21 protein-coding genes are annotated in these 21,183 nt (G+C 65.3%); 14 read left to right on the top strand and 7 right to left on the bottom strand.

The genetic code is table 11. The features are described 5' to 3' along the window. Positions 1-519 precede the first annotated feature (519 nt). The 4 genes from mprF to C7401_RS08200 all read left to right on the top strand — a co-directional run bounded on the left by mprF (position 520) and on the right by C7401_RS08200 (position 5,199). Positions 520-3,129, top strand: coding sequence for a bifunctional lysylphosphatidylglycerol flippase/synthetase MprF (gene mprF / locus C7401_RS08215; protein ID WP_112170877.1), 2,610 nt, complete (start codon positions 520-522; stop codon positions 3,127-3,129). A 92-nt stretch (positions 3,130-3,221) separates the two neighbouring features. Next, the gene (locus tag C7401_RS08210) at positions 3,222-4,523 is read left to right on the top strand and encodes a virulence factor family protein (protein ID WP_112171115.1); all 1,302 of its coding nucleotides are present in this window, start codon (positions 3,222-3,224) and stop codon (positions 4,521-4,523) included. Positions 4,524-4,619: 96 nt separating this feature from the next. Then, positions 4,620-4,904 carry a type II toxin-antitoxin system RelE/ParE family toxin gene (locus tag C7401_RS08205; RefSeq protein WP_112170876.1) on the top strand — a complete coding sequence of 95 codons (285 nt, stop codon included), beginning with the start codon at positions 4,620-4,622 and terminating at the stop codon, positions 4,902-4,904. Positions 4,905-4,914: 10 nt separating this feature from the next. Then, positions 4,915-5,199: a HigA family addiction module antitoxin gene (locus C7401_RS08200; protein WP_112170875.1), complete on the top strand. Its 285-nt coding sequence runs from the start codon at positions 4,915-4,917 to the stop codon at positions 5,197-5,199. A gap of 13 nt (positions 5,200-5,212) precedes the next feature. Here the strand turns inward: C7401_RS08200 and C7401_RS08195 are convergent, their stop codons facing one another. After that, a complete protein-coding gene (locus C7401_RS08195) occupies positions 5,213-5,476 on the bottom strand; it encodes a cupin domain-containing protein (protein ID WP_112170874.1) in 264 nt (87 codons plus the stop codon). A 503-nt stretch (positions 5,477-5,979) separates the two neighbouring features. Between C7401_RS08195 and oxlT the strand changes: the two genes are divergently transcribed. After that, positions 5,980-7,323, top strand: coding sequence for an oxalate/formate MFS antiporter (gene oxlT / locus C7401_RS08190; RefSeq protein WP_112170873.1), 1,344 nt, complete (start codon positions 5,980-5,982; stop codon positions 7,321-7,323). Between the two features lie 69 nt (positions 7,324-7,392). Here the strand turns inward: oxlT and ahpF are convergent, their stop codons facing one another. The 3 genes from ahpF to C7401_RS08175 all read right to left on the bottom strand — a co-directional run bounded on the left by ahpF (position 7,393) and on the right by C7401_RS08175 (position 11,003). Beyond that, positions 7,393-8,994, bottom strand: a complete 1,602-nt coding sequence (gene ahpF, locus C7401_RS08185; protein WP_112170872.1) for an alkyl hydroperoxide reductase subunit F — start codon at positions 8,992-8,994, stop codon at positions 7,393-7,395. Between the two features lie 188 nt (positions 8,995-9,182). Further along, positions 9,183-9,746: an alkyl hydroperoxide reductase subunit C gene (ahpC, locus tag C7401_RS08180; protein ID WP_112170871.1), complete on the bottom strand. Its 564-nt coding sequence runs from the start codon at positions 9,744-9,746 to the stop codon at positions 9,183-9,185. Positions 9,747-10,094: 348 nt separating this feature from the next. Beyond that, positions 10,095-11,003, bottom strand: a complete 909-nt coding sequence (locus C7401_RS08175) for a LysR family transcriptional regulator (protein ID WP_112170870.1) — start codon at positions 11,001-11,003, stop codon at positions 10,095-10,097. Positions 11,004-11,129: 126 nt separating this feature from the next. Between C7401_RS08175 and C7401_RS08170 the strand changes: the two genes are divergently transcribed. After that, positions 11,130-11,855, top strand: a complete 726-nt coding sequence (locus tag C7401_RS08170) for a pirin family protein (RefSeq protein WP_112170869.1) — start codon at positions 11,130-11,132, stop codon at positions 11,853-11,855. 120 nt (positions 11,856-11,975) lie between these two features. After that, on the top strand, positions 11,976-12,389 hold the full coding sequence (locus C7401_RS08165; RefSeq protein ID WP_112170868.1) for a DoxX family protein: 414 nt from the start codon (positions 11,976-11,978) through the stop codon (positions 12,387-12,389). Between the two features lie 86 nt (positions 12,390-12,475). Here C7401_RS08165 and C7401_RS08160 read toward each other — a convergent pair whose 3' ends face one another. After that, positions 12,476-12,817 (bottom strand): hypothetical protein, encoded by a 342-nt coding sequence (locus C7401_RS08160; protein ID WP_146757892.1) that lies wholly within the window; start codon positions 12,815-12,817, stop codon positions 12,476-12,478. Positions 12,818-12,993: 176 nt separating this feature from the next. Here C7401_RS08160 and C7401_RS08155 point away from each other — a divergent pair, with 176 nt between their 5' ends. The 5 genes from C7401_RS08155 (at position 12,994) to C7401_RS45930 (ending at position 16,599) form a co-directional block, all read left to right on the top strand. Continuing rightward, positions 12,994-14,367, top strand: a complete 1,374-nt coding sequence (locus C7401_RS08155; protein ID WP_112170866.1) for an aspartate aminotransferase family protein — start codon at positions 12,994-12,996, stop codon at positions 14,365-14,367. Further along, positions 14,364-15,041, top strand: a complete 678-nt coding sequence (locus C7401_RS08150) for a GntR family transcriptional regulator (protein ID WP_112170865.1) — start codon at positions 14,364-14,366, stop codon at positions 15,039-15,041. The genes C7401_RS08155 and C7401_RS08150 overlap by 4 nt, the downstream gene beginning before the upstream one ends. Positions 15,042-15,098: 57 nt before the next feature. Further along, entirely contained in the window at positions 15,099-15,656 is a 558-nt protein-coding gene (locus C7401_RS08145) for an FUSC family protein (RefSeq protein ID WP_112170864.1), read from the top strand. 330 nt (positions 15,657-15,986) lie between these two features. Continuing rightward, the gene (locus C7401_RS45495) at positions 15,987-16,115 is read left to right on the top strand and encodes a hypothetical protein (protein ID WP_258396931.1); all 129 of its coding nucleotides are present in this window, start codon (positions 15,987-15,989) and stop codon (positions 16,113-16,115) included. 67 nt (positions 16,116-16,182) lie between these two features. Next, positions 16,183-16,599: a rubredoxin gene (locus C7401_RS45930; protein ID WP_112170863.1), complete on the top strand. Its 417-nt coding sequence runs from the start codon at positions 16,183-16,185 to the stop codon at positions 16,597-16,599. A gap of 71 nt (positions 16,600-16,670) precedes the next feature. On the opposite strand, the gene C7401_RS08135 is transcribed toward C7401_RS45930, so the two are convergent. Next, complete coding sequence (locus tag C7401_RS08135; protein WP_112170862.1) at positions 16,671-17,525, bottom strand: helix-turn-helix transcriptional regulator; 855 nt, start codon at positions 17,523-17,525, stop codon at positions 16,671-16,673. A 187-nt stretch (positions 17,526-17,712) separates the two neighbouring features. Between C7401_RS08135 and C7401_RS08130 the strand changes: the two genes are divergently transcribed. Both C7401_RS08130 and C7401_RS08125 read left to right on the top strand, forming a co-directional pair. Then, positions 17,713-18,543 (top strand): carbon-nitrogen hydrolase family protein, encoded by an 831-nt coding sequence (locus C7401_RS08130; RefSeq protein WP_112170861.1) that lies wholly within the window; start codon positions 17,713-17,715, stop codon positions 18,541-18,543. Between the two features lie 148 nt (positions 18,544-18,691). Further along, on the top strand, positions 18,692-20,047 hold the full coding sequence (locus C7401_RS08125; RefSeq protein ID WP_112170860.1) for an APC family permease: 1,356 nt from the start codon (positions 18,692-18,694) through the stop codon (positions 20,045-20,047). Positions 20,048-20,159: 112 nt separating this feature from the next. On the opposite strand, the gene C7401_RS08120 is transcribed toward C7401_RS08125, so the two are convergent. Beyond that, positions 20,160-20,831 carry a GntR family transcriptional regulator gene (locus tag C7401_RS08120; RefSeq protein WP_112171114.1) on the bottom strand — a complete coding sequence of 224 codons (672 nt, stop codon included), beginning with the start codon at positions 20,829-20,831 and terminating at the stop codon, positions 20,160-20,162. Between the last annotated feature and the right edge of the window lie 352 nt (positions 20,832-21,183).

Raw genomic sequence — 21,183 nt, 5'->3', positions numbered from 1 at the left:
TTTCTGAAACCGCATTCAGCCGCCCCCGAGCTTTCGCTCCCGGAGTGAAACAATGCGCGCAGCATCGGCGGCAATCGTCCGTTCTATAAGGCTTGTAGCGCGCGGGCGCTTGCGGGCGGCGTTGCTGCAACGACCATGATTCGGGACGCCGCGGCGGACTCGCGTTTCAATGCCTCAGCGAATGGTGCTTTACAATCCGCTTTGCAAACATCAATCGTCGGAACATTTTCCGCCGCTGGAATCCGCGAACTTCCTCCCCGCAAACCCGCCGCGCGCATGCGCACCCATCCGTACCCAATAACAGATTCTTGCCTTGGGGCGTCAACCGCTGGCGAGTCCTATGCGTTTCCTGAGTTTTACCAGCCCTTTACCAAACGTTTACGTTTTGGCTCGAATTCCGGGATCGGCGCGCCAGGTGTGCGCAGCCGCTTCGAAAGTACATAACGAATAGACGCGATGTCACCGCCGGGGAAGCTGTAACAGCTACGGCGACACCGCAGAGAGTCACCAGGCCGATCCATGTCTCAATCGCATTCTTCGCGCGCGGCGCGTGCCCTCGGGGCACTGCGCCGCCGTGCCGGCGCGTGGCGCCCGCAGCGCTTCGTCGCGCCGGTGCTCGCACTCGGCATCTGCGCGCTGCTGCTGCTCGTATTCCAGCATCTCTCCAGCTCGGTCGACTACCACTCGGTGATCCGCCAGCTCTGGACGCTCACGCCCGCGCAGTGGAGCGGCGCGCTCGCCGCCACGGCCGTGAGCTTCCTCGCGCTCGTCGGGCGCGACGCCGTGGGCCTGCGCTACCTCGGCGTGCGCGTCTCGCGCGGCGCACTGTGGGCGGGCGCGATCGCCGGCTCGGCGCTCGGCAACGTCACCGGCTTCGGCGCGCTCACGGGCGGCGCCGTGCGCTGCCGCGTGTACGGCGGCGCGGGCGTCACCGCCGCGCAGGTCGGCCGCATGACCGTCTTCACGAGCGTCACGCTCGCCCTCGCGCTCGTGTTCATGACCGCGCTCGGCATGGTCGGCGCCGCCGGCACGCTCGCCGGCCTGCTGCACCTGCCGCCCGACGCGCTGCGCGTGATCGGCGGCGCGCTGCTTGGCTGCGGTGCCGTCCTTGTCGCGCTGTGCCCCGCCAGCGCGCGCGAGATCGAGCCGTTCGGGCGCGCCTGGCTGCGCTTTTCGCTGCCCGCGCGGCGCGACCTCGTCGCGCAGTTGCTGCTCGCCGCACTCGACGTGGTCGGCGCGGGCCTCGCGCTCTGGTCGGTGATGCCGCACGCGCAGATCGGCTTCACCGATTTCCTGACCGTCTACAGCGCCGCCATGCTGCTCGGCCTGATCGGCCATACGCCGGGCGGCATCGGCGTGTTCGAAGCCGCCATGGTCTACGCGCTCGGCCCGAGCGTGCCCACCTCGAAGGTGCTGGCCGCGCTGCTCGCCTATCGCGCGATCTACTTCGGCGCGCCGCTCGCGCTCGCGGCGGCCGTGCTCGCCGTGTTCGAAGGCCGCGCGCTCAAGACGCCGCTCGGCGCGCGCTTCGCAAAGCGCGGCGCGGACGGCGTTTCGCAGCTCGCGCCGCTCTTTCTCGCCATCGTCACATTCGTCACGGGCAGCATGCTCGTGATCTCGGGCGCGACACCCGCGTTCTCCAAGCGCATCGCGCTGCTGCAAACCTTCCTGCCGCTCTGGGTGCTCGAAAGCTCGCAGTTGATGGGGAGCCTGTTCGGCGTGCTGCTGCTGTTCGTCGCGCGCGGCCTGCTGCGGCGGCTGGACGCCGCGTGGTGGCTCGCGCTCGTGATCGCCGTGGCCAACCTCGCGCTCTCGCTCGCCAAGGGCCTCGCCTTCGTCGAAGCAGGCGTGCTCTGCGTGCTGATCGTGCTGCTCATCGCCACGCGCAAGCGCTTCAACCGCCACTCGTCGCTCTTTGCCGAACGCTTCACGCCCGCCTGGCTCGCCTCGGTCGGCTGCGTGATCGCGCTCGCCGTGTGGATGCTGCTGTTCGCGTTCCGCGATGTGCAGTATTCGCAGCATCTGTGGTGGCAATTCGCCTTCCACAGCCGCGCTCCGCGCGCGCTGCGCGCCACGCTCGGCGCGGGCGTGTTCGCCGCCGCGCTCGCGCTGTGGCAACTGCTGCGCCCCGCCGCGGGCCGCTTCGTCATGCCCGCGAGCGAAGACCTCGAACAGGCCGCGCTCATCGTGCGCGCGCAGGAACGTAGCGACGCGGGCCTCGCGCTGATGGGCGACAAGAGCTTCCTCTTCTCAGCGTCGCGCAAAGCCTTCCTGATGTATGCGAAGCGCGGGCGCACGTGGGCCGCGCTGCACGATCCGGTCGGCCCGCGCGAAGAGTGGCCCGCGCTGATCCGCGAATTCGTCACGCTCGCCCATGCGCACGGCGGACGCGCGGCGTTCTACCAGGTACGCGCCGACGCGCTGCCGCTCTATCTCGACGCGGGGCTCACGCTCATGAAGCTCGGCGAGGAAGCGCGCGTGATGTTGCAGGAGTTCGACCTGAAGGGACCGCAGCGCGCGCATCTGCGCTACGCGCTCAAGCGCGGCGAGCGCGACGGCTTTTCGATCGAGCATATCGAGCCCGCGCAAATGAGCGCGAGCCTGCCGGTGCTGCGCGCCATCTCCGACGCCTGGCTCGAAGACCGCGAAGCACGCGAAAAGAGCTTCTCGGTGGCCGCGTTCGACGACGACTATCTCGCCGCGCAGTCGGTGCTGCTCATCCGCCAGAACGGCGAACCGCTCGCCTTCGTCACCTTCATGACAACGGATCTGAACACCGACGCGACAGTGGGCGTGATGCGCCATCTGCCGGGCGCCTCGCCCTATGCGATGGAGTATCTGTTCACGCAGCTCGCGCTGCATCTGAAGGACGCGGGCTACCAGTCGCTCTCGCTCGGCATGGCGCCGCTCTCGGGCATGGGACCGTCGCCGCTCGCTTCGTCGTGGCACCGGCTCGCGGGCTTCATCTGGCGCTTCGGCGGCCGCTTCTACAATTTCCGGGGCCTGCGCGGCTTCAAGAACAAGTTCGCTCCGCGCTGGGAACCGCGCTATCTGGCCGCTTCGGGCTCGATCAGCGTGTTCATCACCCTCGCCGATCTATCGCTGCTGGCAGGAGGCTGGCGCTCATGACATTCCGTATTCCCAGGCTGCCGCGCATTGCAGGCACGGCAGCGGGCGCCGTTGCGCTCGCGTTTTGCGCGGCCCACGCCAACGCGGCTTCCATGCCCGCCTCGACGCCGGCTTCCGGCGCGACGATGCACGTTCCCGGCGGCCGTTACGGCGAAGTCGCGGTGACGAAGCCGAGCGGCGCGATGCGCGGTTTCACCGTGCTGTTCTCCGCGGACAAGCACTGGAGCGCCGCCGACCAGACGCGCGCCGACGCGCTCGCGCAGCATGGCGCGCTCGTCGTGGGCGTGGATAGGGAGCGCTACGCGACGAACCTCGCAGCGGTGAAGAACGAAACCTGCCACAAGCTCTACAGCGACGCTGAAGCGCTGAGCCATCAGCTCGAACGCCAACTGGGGTCAAGCGAGTATTACGCGCCGATCGCCATCGGCAGCAGCGAAGGCGCGCTCATCGCCCAGCGCATGCTCTCGCAGGCGCCCGCGAACACGATGGCGGGCGCCGTATCGCTCGATCCGGCCGCCACGCTCGACGCGCGCTTCGCCCCGTGCCCCGGCGACCCCACGCTTTCGCGCGGCAAGGGCCTGCCCGGCTTCCTGGAGCAAGGCGTGACGGCGAAAGATGTGCGCGCAACCAACACAACCAACGCGGCAAACGCAAGCACTGCCGCCTTGCACACGTTCGCCCCGACGACCGCCGATGCCGACAAGATCGTTGCGCTCGCATCGAGTCATCTGCGCGTCGCGACCGAAAGCGAAGAGGACGTGTCGGACCTGCCGCTCGTCGAACTGCCCGCGGCACACCCCACCGACATGCTCGCGGTGGTGATCTCCGGCGACGGCGGCTGGCGCGATCTCGACAAGACGATTGCGGAAGCGCTCCAAAAGCAGGGCGTTTCGGTGATCGGCTGGGACGCGCTGCGCTACTTCTGGAGCGAAAAGACGCCCGCGCAAACGAGCCACGATCTCGCGCGCGTGCTCAAGACCTATGGCTCGCGCTGGCATGCGCAGCACATTGCGCTCGTGGGTTACTCGTTCGGCGCGGACGTGATGCCGTTCGCCTACAACCGGCTGCCCGACGCGCTGCGCGCGAAGGTGTCGTACATGTCGCTGCTCGGCTTCGCACCGGACGCCGACTTCCAGATTCGCGTGACCGGCTGGCTCGGCATGCCCGCCAGCGACAAGGCGTTGCAGGTGCGCCCGGAACTCGCGAAGGTGCCGCCTTCGATCGTGCAATGCGTGTACGGTTCGGGCGAAAAGGACACGCTGTGCCCGGCGCTCGCGAACACCGGCATCGACGTCGTCAAGACGAGCGGCGACCACCACTTCGACGGCGACTACAACGCGCTGGCCGGAAAGATCATCGCGGGCTGGAAGAAGGAGATCGCGTCGCGGGGGTGAGGACGCGGGGCGTTATTCGTCGTTGGCTTGACGGCGGGCAGTGTATCGCCCACTATAACGCCATGCGTCATATGACGCATGGCGTTATGCTTTGGCATGGCGATCCAGAACTTCTACGACAGGGAAACGGCACTGATCTGGTCCGGTGCGCGGTCGCGCCGGTTGCCGGCGGAAATTCAGCAGGTGGCGCGCCGTAAGCTGCGCATGCTGAACGCTGCGCAAGATCTCGCGGATTTGCGCATTCCGCCGGCCAACCGGCTCGAAGCGCTAAAGGGTGAGCGCGCCGGCCAACACAGTATCCGTATTAACGACCAGTGGCGGATATGTTTCGAGTGGCACGGCGGCCACGCCCATGACGTGGAAATCGTCGACTACCACTGAGGTGCGGACTATGAAAAAACTCCGGAACGTCCATCCCGGCGAAGTGCTACAAGAGGAATTCCTCACGCCCATGGAGATGAGCCAGAACGCACTCGCCCGCGCGATGAAAGTGCCTCCGCGGCGCATCAACGAAATCGTCCATGGCGCGCGCAGCGTGACAGCGGACTCCGCACTGCGTTTGTCGATCGTGTTCGGCACCACGCCGCAGTTCTGGATGACACTCCAGAGCGACTACGATCTCGAGGAAGCCGCGCGCAACACCGATCTATCGGATCTGCGCCCCCTGGCGGCATAGGCGCTGCGCGAGTTCACTTCCTCCCCACGAGATACTGCACGCCCTGCGGCCCGTAGCGCTCGGCGTGCGGCAGGTTGGCGGCAAGATGAAACACGTCGCCGGCCTCGTAGCGCCGTTCTTCGTCGCCCACGCGTATGTGCATTTCGCCCTCGACGATCAGCGCCTTCGCTTCGAACGGATGCGTATGAACTTCCATGACGCCGGCTTCCCGCGTCACGACCACGGGTTCGGGAAAGCCTTCGTCGGCCAGGCTGCGGATGAATGCGTCGCGCTGCATGATGCGTCTCCTCGCTCGACGGCGTCGAGCCACCGGTCGTCCACCGGCAGCCAGTTTGGCACGCGCGCGGGAGCGCTGCATGACCTCGTTTCGTGCCCGGCCGCCGCCTGGCCAGCAAAGATCCCCGTCAACCTTTCATAAAAACAAAAATGAAAGGCTTTCGAAAAATTTCCCCTTACATTACCAAAAGCTTTCATCTATAACGGCATCACATGCCGCGATTTCCGCTATCTCGCGCATGCCTCCACCCGCCAGGTCTGACCGGCGGGTTTTTTTTCGGGTGCGCGCAGCATCGACATGAAGCTTTCAAAAGCCATACTCATCAATGCATCGCCCTAGTGGAAACACTGAGGTGGCTTTGACTTGACTCCATTGATATATCACATATTGTGTAAACGACTGTCAGCTAAACGACAGGATTTGCGGACCGCGAGTCGGGCAACAACCTTCGGGCAAAAAGCCCCTCGCAGAAGGCCATTCATTCGAAAAAACCGGAGACACACATGGAGCATCGGCAAGGAGGGGCGTCGCGATTCGCGTCGCCGTGGGTGCAGCTCGTGTTCGGCGTGATCTGCATGGCGATGATCGCCAACATGCAGTACGGCTGGACGCTGTTCGTCAATCCGATCAACGAGAAGTACCACTGGGGGCGCCCCGCGATCCAGGTCGCGTTCACGATTTTCGTCGTCACCGAAACCTGGCTCGTGCCCGTGGAGGGCTGGCTCGTCGACAAGTACGGGCCGCGTCCCGTCGTGGTGAGCGGCGGGCTGTTGTGCGCGCTCGCGTGGGTGCTCAACTCCGTCGCCGCGTCGCTGCCGCTGCTCTATATCGCGGCGGCCGTCGGCGGCCTGGGTGCGGGGGCCGTGTACGGCACCTGCGTCGGCAACGCGCTCAAGTGGTTTCCGAACCGCCGCGGCCTCGCGGCCGGGATCACGGCGGCGGGCTTCGGCGCGGGGTCGGCGGCGACCGTCGTGCCCATCGCCAACATGATCAAGAACAGCGGCTACGAGTCCACCTTTCTCTGGTTCGGCCTGGGGCAAGGGATCGTCGTGCTCGTGCTCGGCTTCGCGCTCAGCGCGCCCGCTTCGCACGGCGTTGCCGCGGCCAAACGCGCGATCGGTCAACTGGGACACGCGGCGAAACAGGTCGCGCAAAACGCCAGCGCCGTCTACAACGCAGGCCCGCGCGAGGTGGTCAGCTCGCCCATCTTCTGGGTGATGTACGCGATGTTCGTGATGATGGCCGCCGGTGGCCTGATGGCGACCGCGCAGCTCGGCCCGATCGCGAAGGACTTCGGACTGCACGACTCGCCCGTTTCGCTGCTCGGCCTCACGCTGCCCGCGCTCACGTTCGCGCTCACCATCGACCGCGTGCTCAACGGTCTCACGCGGCCGTTCTTCGGCTGGGTGTCGGACCGCATCGGCCGGGAGAATACGATGTTCGTCGCGTTCGCCATCGAGGCGGTCGGCATCGTGCTGCTCTCGCAATACGGCCACAGCCCCACGGCCTTCGTCGTGCTCACCGGTATCGTGTTCTTCGCGTGGGGCGAGATCTACAGCCTCTTTCCCGCCACCTGCGGCGACACGTTCGGCCCGAAGTTCGCCGCGACCAACGCCGGGTTGCTCTACACCGCGAAGGGCACGGCCGCGCTGCTCGTGCCGTTCACGAGCGTGATCACGGCGGCAACCGGAAGCTGGCACGCGGTGTTCATGCTCGCTTCGGGCATGGCCGCGATCTCCGCGCTGCTCGCCGTTTTCGTGCTCAAGCCGCTGCGCAACGCGCATCGCCAGAAGCATTCGGAGCCGGCCGCCGACTTCCCGTACGGCAGCCCGCTCGTGCAGGATTGAGCGTTCTCGCGCAGCAATAAAAAACGCCGGCGTGAGCCGGCGTAAAGAGAGACTACCCTAAACCTTCGCTCAGGCGAGCGCTGCCGCCGCCTTCGCATCCTCTTCCTGCTCCACCGACGAGCGGATCAGGTAATCGAATGCGGCCAGCGAGGCCTTCGCGCCTTCGCCCACGGCGATCACGATCTGCTTGAACGGCACGGTCGTCACGTCACCGGCGGCGAACACGCCCGGCACCGACGTCTGGCCCTTCGCATCCACTTCGATCTCGCCGTGCTTCGAGAGCGCCACCGTGCCCTTGATGAATTCGGTGTTCGGCACGAGCCCGATCTGCACGAACACGCCTTCGAGTTCGAGATGATGCTTGTCGCCCGACGTGCGCTCGAGGAACGCAAGACCCGTGACCTTCTGGCCGTCGCCGGAGATTTCCGTGGTTTGCGCGTTCACGTGCACCGTGACGTTCGGCAGGCTGCGCAACTTGCGTTGCAGCACTTCGTCCGCACGCAGTTGCGCGCCGAATTCGAGCAGCGTGACGTGGCTCACGATACCGGCCAGGTCGATCGCCGCTTCGACGCCCGAGTTGCCGCCGCCGATCACCGCCACGCGCTTGCCCTTGAAGAGCGGACCGTCGCAGTGCGGGCAGTAGGCCACGCCCTTGTTCTTGTACTGCTGCTCGCCCGGCACATCGACATTGCGCCAGCGCGCACCCGTTGCGAGCACAACGCTCTTCGCGCGCAGCGTCGCGCCGCTCTGCGTACGCACTTCGAAGCCCTTGCCGGTGGGCACGAGCGCTTCGGCGCGTTGCAGGTTCATGATGTCGACGTCATAGGCGCGCACGTGTTGCTCCAGCGCCGCCGCGAACTTCGGCCCTTCCGTTTCCGTGACCGACACGAAGTTCTCGATCGACATCGTGTCGAGCACCTGGCCGCCAAAACGCTCGGCGAGCACGCCGGTGCGAATGCCCTTGCGCGCCGCGTAAATCGCCGCAGCCGCGCCGGCGGGGCCGCCACCAACGATGAGCATGTCGAAAATGTCCTTCTGGTTCAGCTTCTCGGCGGCACGCGCCGATGCGCCGGTGTCGAGCTTCGCGAGAATCTCTTCCACACCCATGCGGCCCTGGCCGAACACTTCGCCGTTCAGGTAGATGGTCGGCACAGCCATGATCTGGCGCTTCTCGACTTCGTCCTGGAACAGCGCGCCGTCAACCGTGACGATCTGCACATTCGGGTTGAGCGACGCCATCGCGTTGATCGACTGCACGACTTCCGGGCAGTTCTGGCACGACAGCGACATATAGACTTCGAACGAGAACACGCCGTCGAGCGCCTTCACCTGTTCGATCGTTTCGTTCTCGAGCTTGACCGGGTGGCCGCCCACCTGGAGCAATGCCAGCACGAGCGACGTGAATTCGTGGCCCATCGGAATGCCCGCGAACGTCACCTTCACGTCGGAGTTCGCGCGCTTGATCTCGAACGAAGGGGTACGCGCGTCGCCGGCAGCGGCGCCACGGCGTTCTTCGTAGGAGATGCGGCCCGAGAGCGATGCGATGTCCTGCAACAGCTGTTGCAGTTCTTGCGACTTCTCGCCGTCATTCAGGTACGCAACGATCTCGATCGACTGCGTGACTTTTTCGAGGTAGCTTTTGAGTTGATCTTTGAGGTTGGCGTCGAGCATGGCGTTTTTTCCGGCTAAAGAAGAAGCGGGGGAATTCTAAGTATTGCCTGGCAATTTCGCCGTTCCGCTTTTGGCGTAACGCGGCGAACAGGGGTCCCGGGCCGCAGCCGCGTGGGCGCGGCCCGGGGATACAGCTAGTGAGACTTGGGCGTCATGCGATCAAGGCGATCGCATTGGAACTGCGACGCTTAGATCTTGCCGACCAGGTCGAGCGACGGCTTGAGCGTTTCTGCGCCCGGCGTCCACTTGGCGGGGCACACTTCACCCGGGTGCGATGCCACGTACTGAGCGGCTTGCACCTTGCGCAGCAGTTCCTTGGCGTCACGGCCGATGCCGTTGTCGTGGATTTCGCACAGCTTGATCTCGCCTTCCGGGTTGATCACGAACGTGCCGCGCAGTGCCAGGCCTTCTTCTTCGATCATGACGTCGAAGTTGCGCGTGATTGCGCCCGTCGGGTCGCCAACCAGCGGGTACTGGATCTTGGCGATCGTGTCCGACGTGTCGTGCCATGCCTTGTGCGTGAAGTGCGTGTCGGTCGACACGCCGTAGACTTCAACGCCCAGCTTCTGGAATTCAGCGTACTGGTCAGCCAGGTCGCCGAGTTCCGTCGGGCACACGAAAGTGAAGTCGGCCGGGTAGAACACGACAACCGACCACTTACCCTTGAGGTTTTCTTCAGAGACCGGAACGAACTTACCGTTGTGGTATGCGGTTGCCTTGAACGGCTTGACTTGCGTGTTGATGAGAGACATGCGTTGTTTCCTCGGTCTGGGTTGGGAAAAGGTATGGACGAAGGTTACGGGAACCGCGCCCGTTTGAAAAATTGGTTGCTTTGATCGCTGGTATTAACCCTGCCTATCGGCTCCGATAGTCTGCCTCGAAGCCCGCCGGCACGGGGTTGGGCGCCTGATTCACGCCCCCGGAGCAACCCCCGGGGCGGTGAGCATACAACGAAACTGCGACATTGCGCCTCACCTGGCCGCCCTTTCATGGTGCATCCGAGCTGTCCGAAGGCCTCGGCATCGGCTGTGATCGCACCAGGTTCCTCGTGTTAGATGCAGGCGCAACGGCCGTTCTGCAAGAGCTGCGGGCTTGCTGCGTCAAAGCGCCCCGCCGCGCGCAGTTGCCGCACGCGCGATAAGCCGCTCGCGCAAGTATTGCGTGAATGCGCGAATCGTCACGGAAGCTTCACGATGCTGCGGATACAGCGCGTGCAGCGCATTGGACGGCGGCATGAACGGCTCCAGCACTTCGACGAGCAGTCCCGCGTCCACCGACCCGCCTACGATGAAGTCCGGCAGATAGCAGATGCCGAGCCCGGCAATGGCCGCGTCGCGAATTACCTCGCCGTTGTTGGCGCGCAGCGGCCCGTGCACCTCGAACGGCGTGCGCACGCCGTCGACGATGAATTCCCACGGCGCGCGGCCCTGCTGGCCGTAAGGCAGGCAGTCGTGCTGCGCGAGCTCCGCGGGCGTTTGCGGTTCGCGGCGGCGGCGCCGGTAGCCGGGGCTGCAACACGCGATCATGCGCACGTCGATGAGCTTTTGCGCGACCAGCGTGGAATCGGCGAGGCGGCCGATGCGCAGCGCCATGTCGAAACCCTCGCCGATCACATCGACGGTGCGGTCGCTCAGATCCATGTCGAAGCGGACGTCCGGATGCTCGCGCAGAAATTCGGCCACGAGCGTCGAGAGATGCGCCATGCCGAACGACATCGGCGCGCTCACTTTCAGCAGGCCGCGCGGCTCGCTGCGCCGGTCCGACATGGCCTGCTCGGCTTCGGCCACGTCCGCGAGAATGCGTTTGGCGCGCTCGTAGAAGTCCTGCCCCAGGTCGGTCACCGCCAGCTTGCGCGTGTTGCGCACGAGCAGGCGCGCGCCGAGATCGGCCTCCAGCGCCGCCACGCGCCGGCTCACGAACTGCTTGGAAAGCCGCAGCCGGTGGCCCGCCGCCGTGAAATTGCCCGCATCCACGGTGTTCACGAAGATCCGCATGTCGTCGAGTTGCATTCGAATTGTCCACTTTTATGTGACAGTGAGTCGTATTTTACGGCGATTCACGTCATCTGGATTGACCTAAACTTCATTCCATCGCAACCAGACACCGAATCGAAAGATTCACACGGAGAAACGAAAATGATCGAACTTCGCAAAGCAGACGAACGCGGCCGCGGCGAACATGGCTGGCTCAGCTCGCGTCACACGTTTTCGTTCGCAAACTACTACGATCCGAAGCAGATCGGCTTCTCGGACCTGCTCGTGATCAATGACGACCGTGTGGCGCCGGCGCGTGGCTTCGGCAAGCATCCGCACCGCGACATGGAAATCTTCTCGTACGTGCTGGAAGGCGCGCTGGAGCACAAGGACTCGATGGGTACGGGCTCGGTGATCGTCCCCGGCGACGTGCAGCTGATGAGCGCCGGCACGGGCGTGGCGCACAGCGAGTTCAACCACTCGGCCGACGAAGGGGTGCACTTCCTGCAAATCTGGATTGCCCCGAACGAGAAGGGTGCGCAGCCGCGCTACCAGCAGAAGAACATTGCCGATGCCGAAAAGCGCGGCAAGTTCCGCCTGATCCTCTCGCCGGACGGCGCGCAAGACTCACTGCTGCTGCGTCAGGACGCCCGCGTGTATGCCGGCAAGCTCGACGGCGCGGAAACGGCGAAGGTCGAGATCGGCGCGGAGCGCCATGCTTATGTTCACGTGGCGCGCGGCAGTGTGAAGCTCAACGGCGTGGAGCTTGGCGAAGGCGATGGCGCGCGCATTCGCTCCGAGCGCGAGCTGACCTTCACGGACGGACACGATGCCGAGGTACTTGTGTTCGATCTGCGTAATATCGAAGTGTCGGAACTCTGGGCCTGACGCCTGACACCTGCCAGGCGCGGACCTGAGCGCGGCGGCCCGCCGCTGGAAAGCGGGCCGCCGCCCGGCGAGCGCGAATCCGTTTGTAGTGAACGACTTAAAAATTTCTCGGAGTGAACCATGCGATACAACCTCTTCGGACCCGGCAACGACGTCGTGCTGCTGGTCTCGCGCATTCTGCTGACTTCCCTGTTCATCCTGTTCGGCTGGTCCAAGATCACCGGCTTTTCCGGCACCGTCGACTACATGGCGCACGTGGGCGCGCCCGTGCCAATGCTCTCGGCCGCCATCGCCGTGATCATGGAGTTCGTGGTCGGCATTCTGCTTCTGGTGGGGTTCTTCACGCGGCCGCTCGCCGTGCTGCTCGCGATCTACACCGTTGCCACGGCGTTCATCGGCCATCACTTCTGGACCATGACCGGCGCCGACCAGATGGCCAACATGATCAACTTCTACAAGAACGTGAGCATTGCAGGCGGTCTGCTCGCGCTCGCCGTGACCGGACCGGGACGGATTTCGATCGACAGGAAGTAAGGCGGTGGCCGGTTGCCGGTACCGGCCGTATCGCAACCCGGAACGAAGCGCGATGCCTCGAGGCATCGCGCTTTTTTTGTCGCGCCTTACGGTGCAACCGGCTCAGTGCAAAGGCCGGGCGCCGCGCCGTCACGCCCGCATGAGCAACGCGCGATGATCGGTGAGGCGCAGATCGATTTTTTCTGCACTTCTTCGCAAGTGCGTGCGACGAGACCGTTGGCCAGTTTCAGATAGAGCGATTCGATTTCCGCGCGCGTATTGCTGCTCAAGGTAAGGAATGCATTTCGGCCGCCGCCCGATACCAGTTCGTTCAGCATGACGAACTGTTCACGGAGTCGCTCACGGCACCCGTCAGGCAAGTCCGCGGTGACCGTTTCAGAACTTTGTTGCATAGGATTAAGGACATTGAAAGAGAGTTGCGCCAGCAACCGCCGAATCTATCACCGTCGTAAATTTGCGCGGGAAGGGCAAACATCCATGCGCTCCATTTCCGCCCTGCAAGAGCTTGCGAATAGCGCACCGTAATGGCATCCCTGACAATTGGATCAAATTTACTTTCAAATTCTCACATGCGAAGATTTGATCAAATCTCAAGGAGACCCGCATGCAAAGCCGGCAAGGCGTGAATGGGAATCACGCGCAGCACGTTCTCGCACGCGAGCGCGAAGCCTTCGTCGCCGCGCGCCCGAAGTCGCAGGCGCTGTCCGCGCAAGCCGCGCAACATCTGCTGTTCGGTGTGCCGCTGCACTGGATGAACGACTGGCCCACGCCTTTCTCGCTTTACGTGGACGCCGCGCGCGGCGCGAGTTTCACCGACGTGGACGGCCACCGCTACGCCGACTTCTGCCTCGGCGACACGGGCGCGATGTTCGGCCATGCGCCGCACGCCGTGGCGCGTGCGCTCGCGGCCCAGGCGCAACGCGGCTTCACGACCATGCTGCCGGGCGAGGACGCCGTGGCCGTGGGCAAAGCGCTCGCACAGCGCTTCGGCCTGCCCTTCTGGCAATTCGCGATGACCGCGAGCGACGCGAACCGCTTCGCCGTGCGCTGGGCGCGCGCTGCCACGGGGCGGCGCACGATACTCGTGTTCAACGGCTGCTACCACGGCACGGTGGACGACGTGTTCGTCGATCTCGTCGACGGCCGGCCAACGCAGCGCGCGAGCCTGCTGGGCCAGGTGCACGACCTGTTGTCGACCACGCGCGTGGTGGAATTCAACGATCTCGAAGCGCTCGCCCGAGCGCTCGCCGGCAACGACGTCGCATGCGTGCTCGCCGAGCCCGCGATGACCAACGTCGGCATGGTGCTGCCCGATCCCGGCTTCTGGCGCGCAGCCCAGGCGCTCATGAAACGCCACGGCACGCTGCTGTTGATCGACGAAACGCACACCATCAGCAGCGGCCCGCGCGGCTATGCGCGCGAACACGGTATCGAGCCCGATCTCTTCGTGCTCGGCAAGCCGGTGGGCGGCGGCGTGCCCTGCGCGGTCTACGGCTTCTCGGCTGAATTCGCGGCGCGCGCGCAGCAGGCGAAGCACGACGCGCCACCGGGCCATTCGGGCATCGGCACGACGCTCACGGCCAACGCGCTTTCCATGAGCGCGATGCGCGCGACGCTCGACGAGGTGATGACCGAAGCCGCCTACGCACACATGGTCGCGATGGCCGAGCGCCTCGCCAAGGGCCTCGCCGCAACGATCGCGCGCCATGCCTTGCCGTGGTGCGTGACGCGCGTGGGCGCGCGCACGGAGTTCCAGTTCTGCGCCACGCCGCCGCGCAACGGCAGCGAAGCGCGCGCGGCCATGGACGACGAACTCGAACCGCTCCTGCATCTGTATCTGCTCAATCGCGGCGTGCTCATCACGCCGTTCCACAACATGATGCTCGCGTGCCCGGAGACGACCGAGGCCGATGTGGACCGCCTGCTCGCTGCCTTCGACGCCTGCGTGAGCGAACTCACCGCGCCCGACGCGCAATGAAGACGCGAGCGCACCAATCGCTCCAGGACGAGACTTACGCCACGCTGCGGCGCTGGCTGAGCCTCGGGCGCTTCGTGCCGGGCGAGCGCCTGCGCATCCACGCGCTGGCCGACCAACTGGGCGTGGGCGAGATGCCGGTGCGCGCGGCGCTCGTGCGCCTTGCCGGCGAGTCGGCGCTGGCGAACCTGCCCAATCGCGGCGTGATGGTTCCGCAACTCACGCGCGCGCAGTTCGACGACGTGCTCAACGTGCGCGTGATGCTGGAAGGAGAAGCCGCGTTTCTCGCCGCCACGCGGCTCACCGCGAGCGAGATCGGGCAGCTCGACTCCCTGTGCATGCAGATGGCCGAAGCGCTCGCGCAAAACAAGCGCGCCCGCTATCTGGACGCGAACGAGGACTTCCATCTCACGCTCTATCGCGCGGGCGGTTCGCCGCTGCTCGTCGATCTGATCGAAACGGTGTGGCTCCAGGTCGGGCCGATCTCGAACCTGCTGTTCGAAGACGCCGAATTCGCGCACACGCTCAACGATGCACACGCGAGCCTCGTGCGGCGGCTCAAGCGTCACGATGCCGCAGGCGCGCGCCGCGCGAGCGAGCGCGACCTGGGCCACGCAGCGAAGCGGTTGCGCGCGCATTGCCTGCCCGACGACTCGCACACAGTCGACGCGGCTTGATATGCTTGGCGGCGCTCCAGCCACTCCTCACGTTCTCCTTACGACCCACGCCGCGCAATGCACGACCCGCAAGACAACCTTTACGCCTATCTCACGTCGCTCCAGCAATCGGCGCTGGGCGCGCTCAAACGCCTGCCGCTCAAGAGCCGGGCAGCGCAGGGTGCGTTAATGGCGCTGCGCGCCGTGTGCGGCGCGGGCCTCGCGTACAGCATTGGCCGCGCACTCCATACGGAACAGGCGTTCTGGGCCGCGATCACGGCCATTGCGGTCACCCAGCACGATTACGCCGATACCGTCGCGCAGTCCCGCGACCAGTTCATCGGCGCCATCGCGGGCGGCGTGGTGGGACTCGCCACGGCCGCGCTCGGCCCGGGCAATCTCACGGCCTACCTCGTGGCCGTGAGCGTGGTGATCATCGGTTGCTGGTGCCTGCGCGTGAGCACCGCCGCGCGCCTGGGCGCGATCACCACGACCATCGTGCTGCTCGTGCCCATGAACGGGCCCGTGTGGGACGTCGCGCTCTTTCGCGTGGCCGAGGTCGCCATCGGCATGGCGTGCGCGGTGCCGATCTGCTGGCTGTTCTCGTATGTCGAGCGGCGCTGGCTGCATACCTGAGGGCTCGCGCGCTTCGTTTTGCGCCGTTCTTCTCTCAACTCACGCGAAATAATCCATCTCCGCGCGCTCAGGAATCGGCAGCCGATTAGCGGCGATAATCAGGTCCGCAGTGCGACGCAGGTTGCCGTGGGCTTGGGGCACAAGGGCACGAACACGCAAAGGCGCATGCAGGGCGAATCCTGCGGCGCGTGCGCGCAGGCGCCGCCAAAATGCCCCCGCGCGTGTCAAATCGTGCGAAACTCCCCCGCCGCGCTCCGCCGCCGCCAGGTGAATTCCCGGCAATGCGGGGCGCAATCGAGAACACAACTCACGTCGCCGCGACTTCACACCATGAACACCACCACCCGTCCCGCCGCACCGAACGCCAAGTCCAGCAAGTCCATCACGCTCTTGCAGTTGCTCGCGCTGATTGGCGCCGCCGGCATCGCGGCCTCGCTGCTGTTCCGCTACTTCCTCTGAACGCAGCGCGTCCGGGACCGCGCGTTCGAACCGCGCGTTTAGACCGTTACGCACATCGTTTTCGCTTATGTACAAGAAAGGCGTCGCCCTCGAAATCCAGTTCTCGCCCGAACGTCTGAACGACGGCGCGGGCGATCCGTACTGGATCGACCTCACCGCTGAAGAAGCCACCGCGCTGCTCGAAACGCTGCACGCGAAACTCGCCGCGCGCGAGAGCACTGCCGCGCCGCTCGTCGTCACGCTCGACACGCCGCGCGAAAACGCGGCGCAGGAAACCTCGGCCAACGGCGCTGCGGCCGCGGCCGCAGCCGACGACGGCTTCAAGCAATGGGTCTGCGTGATCTGCGGCTGGGTCTACGACGAGGCGGCAGGCGCCCCCGACGACGGCCTCGCGCCCGGCACCCGCTGGGCCGACGTGCCCGACGACTGGCGCTGCCCGCTGTGCGACGTGGGCAAGGAAGACTTCGCGCTCGTCGACTTCTGAGGCGCGCCGCGCCTGAGCGCGCACATGACGAACGCGATGATCGAGACGAACGCGTGATGCACGCGCGGCGCTTACGCGCCCGCGCGCCCAAGCGGTTCGTAGAACAGCGCGAACAGTTCCGACTGCGAGCTCACGCCGAGCTTCGCATAGATGTGCTTCTTGTGAGCCCGCACGGTCTCGAACGAAATGTCGAGCCGCTCCGCAATCGCGCGCGTGGAAAAGCCGCTCAGGCTCAGGCGCACCACTTCGATCTCGCGCGCGGTGAGCGCCACGCGCCCGCTTTGCTGCGTGACCGCCTCGATGCGGCTCGCGAAACCCGCCTCGCTGAGCTGGCCGTGCGACGCCGCGCTTTGCACCTCGACCCGGTCCACCGCAGCGGCCTCCGCCGCCCCTTGCGCAAAATGCTCGTACGCGAGCCGCTGCTTCATGAGCGCGACCACCCACGGCGCGAACATCGCGAACTGCGCAATATCGCGCTCCGTGTAATGGTGCTTTGCGCCCAGTGAGAAGATCAGCGTGCGCTCGTTGTCGACGGGCAGGTTGAACTGCACCTCGTCGCCGATGATGTTGCTCTTGAAATAGCGCTGGTAATAGTCCGTCATGCGGAAGTTATCGGGCGCGACTTCGGCGAGCGTGACGAGCCCCGCGCGCGGCTTTTCGCAGGCGTTGATGTAGAAGGGATCGAGCTGGTACATCGCCTCCAGATACGCGCGGAACAAGAGATCCACGGTGCCGTCGGGCATCGGCGACTCCGCGCAGACAAGCGGCGCGCGCTCGCGCGTGAAGAGGAGCGCACACCAGTTGTCGAACGCGACGAAACGCTCGATCACACGCGTCATGCGGGTCCAGAAATCGGGGCCGTCGAGGGCGTCGATCAGCGTGGCGATATGGTGATGGAACGCGCGGTCCTGCCAGTCGCTTTCCATGAGTCCTCCGATCAGGGTACCCCTGGTGGGTAATTCCTGGACAAAAATAACGTGGAGATAATAGCCGCTCCTGACGCTCGCGCGGCGCTTTACGTACTACATAAGCCTGACTCACAAACCAGGCCGCGCGGGCCCGACGATTTTGGCAACTTCGCTGGCGACATCGCAGGCAACACTGGAGACAAGCATGCAACTCGAACTCGCGCAGATCCCGCTCGTGGATGGCGCAGTCGCTCCCAATCTGGCCCGCGTTCTCGACGCCGTGGCCGCGCGCCGCGAAGGCAGCGATCTCATCGTCTTTCCCGAAGCCACGCTCACCGGCTTTCCCACGCGCGAAAACGTGCGCGACGTGGCCGAAACGCTCGACGGCCCCTCGCTCAGCCGCGTGCGCGACGCCGCGCGCGCCGCGAACATCGGCGTGGCGGTCGGTCTTGCCGAACGCGAAGGCGAGCGCTTCTACAACACGACCGTGCTGATCGACGAGCGCGGCGAAATCGCACTGCGCTACCGCAAAACGCATCTGTGGGCGACGGACGTGGGCGTGTTCACGCCGGGCGATCGCTTCGAAGTGTGCGAATTCAAGGGCACGACCGTGGGTCTGCTGATTTGCTACGACATCGAGTTTCCCGAAACGGCGCGCGCGGTGGCCTCGCTCGGCGCGGAAATGCTGGTCGTGACGAACGGCAACATGGACCCGTTCGGCCCGGTGCATCGACGCGCCATTGTCGCGCGCGCGATGGAGAACCAGATGTTCGCGGCGCTCGTGAACCGCACCGGCGACGGTGACGACAACCTCACGTTCCCCGGCGAAACGGCGCTCGTGAGCCCGTTCGGCGACGTGATCTGCGAATTGAAAAACGAAGACGCGGTACTGCATGCGAAGGTGGACCGCGCGCTGCTCGCGCAAAGCCGCGAGCACTACAGCTATCTGCACGACGCACGCGTTGCGCTGAATCTCGCGGACGAGAACGACGCACAAGGCCGCCGCTCGCTCAATATTCGCCCGCGCGCGCGTTAAGTCCGCGTTTTTGCCCGTCTTAGGCCGGCGTCTTGCCCAAAAGGCGCGCACGACAAGCATCCGCATGGGATGACATGGCTTCGCCTCACGGCGTGGCCATGCCGGCCCGCGCACGCCCTATCCGCAGCACCCTGGAGACACCTGCACCATGAAGCCAGCCTCGCCGTCGCATGAACGCGGCGCTCACGTCCCTCACCTGAAGCGCACGCTCGGCCTGCCCTCCGTGCTCCTGTTCGGCCTCGCCTACATGGCGCCGCTGATCGTCTACGGCACCTATGGCGTGCTCGCCGGCGCGAGCCAGGACACCGCCGCCCTCGCCTACCTCATCGCGCTCGTCGCGATCGTGTTCACGGCGTTCAGCTACGGCAAGCTCGCGCGCCTCTTCCCGGTGGCAGGTTCGGCCTACACGTACACGCGCAAAAGCTTCAATTCGCATCTGGGCTTCATGATCGGCTGGGCCACGCTGCTCGACTACTTCTTCCTGCCGATGGTGATCTGGCTGATCGGCGCGGCTTATCTCGGCGCCGCGTTCCCGAGCGTGCCCACGTGGATCTGGATCGTCGCGTTCATCGTGCTCACGAGCGGCCTGAACATCATCGGCATCGAACTCGCCGCGCGTTTCAACATCGTGCTGATGATCGTGCAGCTCGGCATCGCCGCGATGTTCGTAGTCCTGTGTTTGCACTACGCCTCCGCGGCGGCGGGTCCCGGCGGTCTCATCACGGCGCAGCCGTTCTTCCAGCCGCACGTGCCGCTTTCGGCCACGATGGCGGGCGCTGCGATCGCCGCGTACTCGTACCTCGGCTTCGACGCCGTTTCCACGCTCACCGAAGAAACCATCGAGCCGGAGAAGACCATTCCGCGCGCCATCGTGCTGATCGCGCTGGTGGGCGGCGCGATCTTCGTGATCGCCGCGTACACGCTGCAACTCGCGCATCCGGGCGCCGTGTTCAAGGACCCGGACTCGGCCGCGTTCGAAATCGCGCGCAAGGTGGGCGGCGACATCTTCGTGACGATCTTCCTCGCAGGCCTGATCCTCGCGCAGTTCGCCTCGGGCATCTCGGCGCAGGCGAGCGTGGGCCGTCTGCTCTACGCCATGGGCCGCGACGAAGTGCTGCCCAAGTTGATCTTCGGCTACATTCACCCGCGTTTTCGCACGCCCGCGCTCAACATCGCGATTGCCGGCGTAATCGGTTTGATCGCCCTGAAGCTCGATGTGGCCACCTCCACCTCGTTCATCAACTTCGGCGCGTTCCTCGCGTTCACTTCGGTGAACCTGTGCGTGATTCGCCAGTATTTCGGCGGCGCGGCCGGCACGCGTGGCTTCGGTTTCCTCGGCGGCCTCGTGTTCCCGCTGATCGGCGCCGTGACCGATATCTGGCTGCTGTGCAGTCTGGAAAAGACCGCCATCGTGCTCGGCGTGATCTGGTTCGTGCTCGGCCTCGCCTACCTCGGCTGGATCACGCGCTGCTTCCGCCAGGCCCCGCCGGAAATGGCCGTGTAAGCGAAACGCCGCATCCGTCCCGCTGCATGCAAAACGGCGGGCGTCCCTTACGGGGCGCCCGCCGTTTTTCATTGGGTCCGGCGCACGGAGCGCAACGCGCGCCCTCCGGCGCTCAGCTATCCAGGCCCGCCAGCCGCGCCGCGGCCATCACTTCGCGCTTGGTATCGAGAATATGCCGCTCGATCAGCGCCACCACTTCCTCCACATCGCGCCGCTTGCAGGCATCGACGATCGCGTAGTGGTCGCTTTGCACCTCGTTCTTCTCCGTATCGAGCGACATGCGCAGATGCGGATACCGGTTCGTCGTACTGAGGCAATACTCCTCGATCATCTTGCGCAGCCGCGAGTTGTTCGCGGGCGCGCACAGCGCGAGGTGGAACTGGCGGTTGCACTCGGCCCATTCGGCGGGCGAGGTAGCGGCGTCGTACGCCGCGAGAATGCGCTTCATCACGTCGATGTCGCCGGCCACCATGTTCGGCACCGCGAGCTTCGCCGCATAAGTCTCCAGCGCCGCGCGAATGTCGAGCAGCTCGCAGATCTCCTGCGTGGACATGGCGATCACCACCGCGCCGCGATTGAGCTGGTAGCTCACGAGCCCTTCGGCTTCAAGCTGGCGCAGCGCCTCGCGCACGGGAATACGGCTCGCGCCGAAGCGCTCCGCGAGGCTCTCCTGGCGCAGTTGCGCGCCGGGCGGCAGCACGCCGCGCAGGATCTCGTCACGCAACTGGTCGCGGATCGTCTGAGGCAGCGATCGCTGGTCTTCCTTGGCCTGCACTGTCGTCATGAATTTGCGGGCGCCGGGCGGACGAACGCCGACCGACGAAAAAGTATTGTCGTCAATATTTTTGCCTGCCAGAATTGGATACAATCCACCAAGTTCTGGATATTTAGACTGGTCGGACGGATCCGCCAGCCCTTCCCACTGTGCCGTGTCCTCGTCTGGAGACTGTATAGGTTGCTGTAAGCAACTGAAAACCAAGCAATTTTAACGTATCCACCGGGCCGTCCCGAGGCTGTTGCGTGCGCAACGGTATCGGGGGGCGAACCGCCGCCCGGCGGCCGGACTGTTTTGCTTCACCCCCTGCGCAACAAGGCACGCCGCGCGTTCCCAACGCGGTGCGGGCCCGGCTGCGCCC

Source organism: Paraburkholderia unamae (assembly GCF_003268775.1).
GTDB classification, from domain to species: Bacteria; Pseudomonadota; Gammaproteobacteria; order Burkholderiales; family Burkholderiaceae; genus Paraburkholderia; species Paraburkholderia unamae.
Note: the sequence above shows the minus strand (reverse complement) of the source record. Positions and strands in the feature narration are given on the sequence as shown.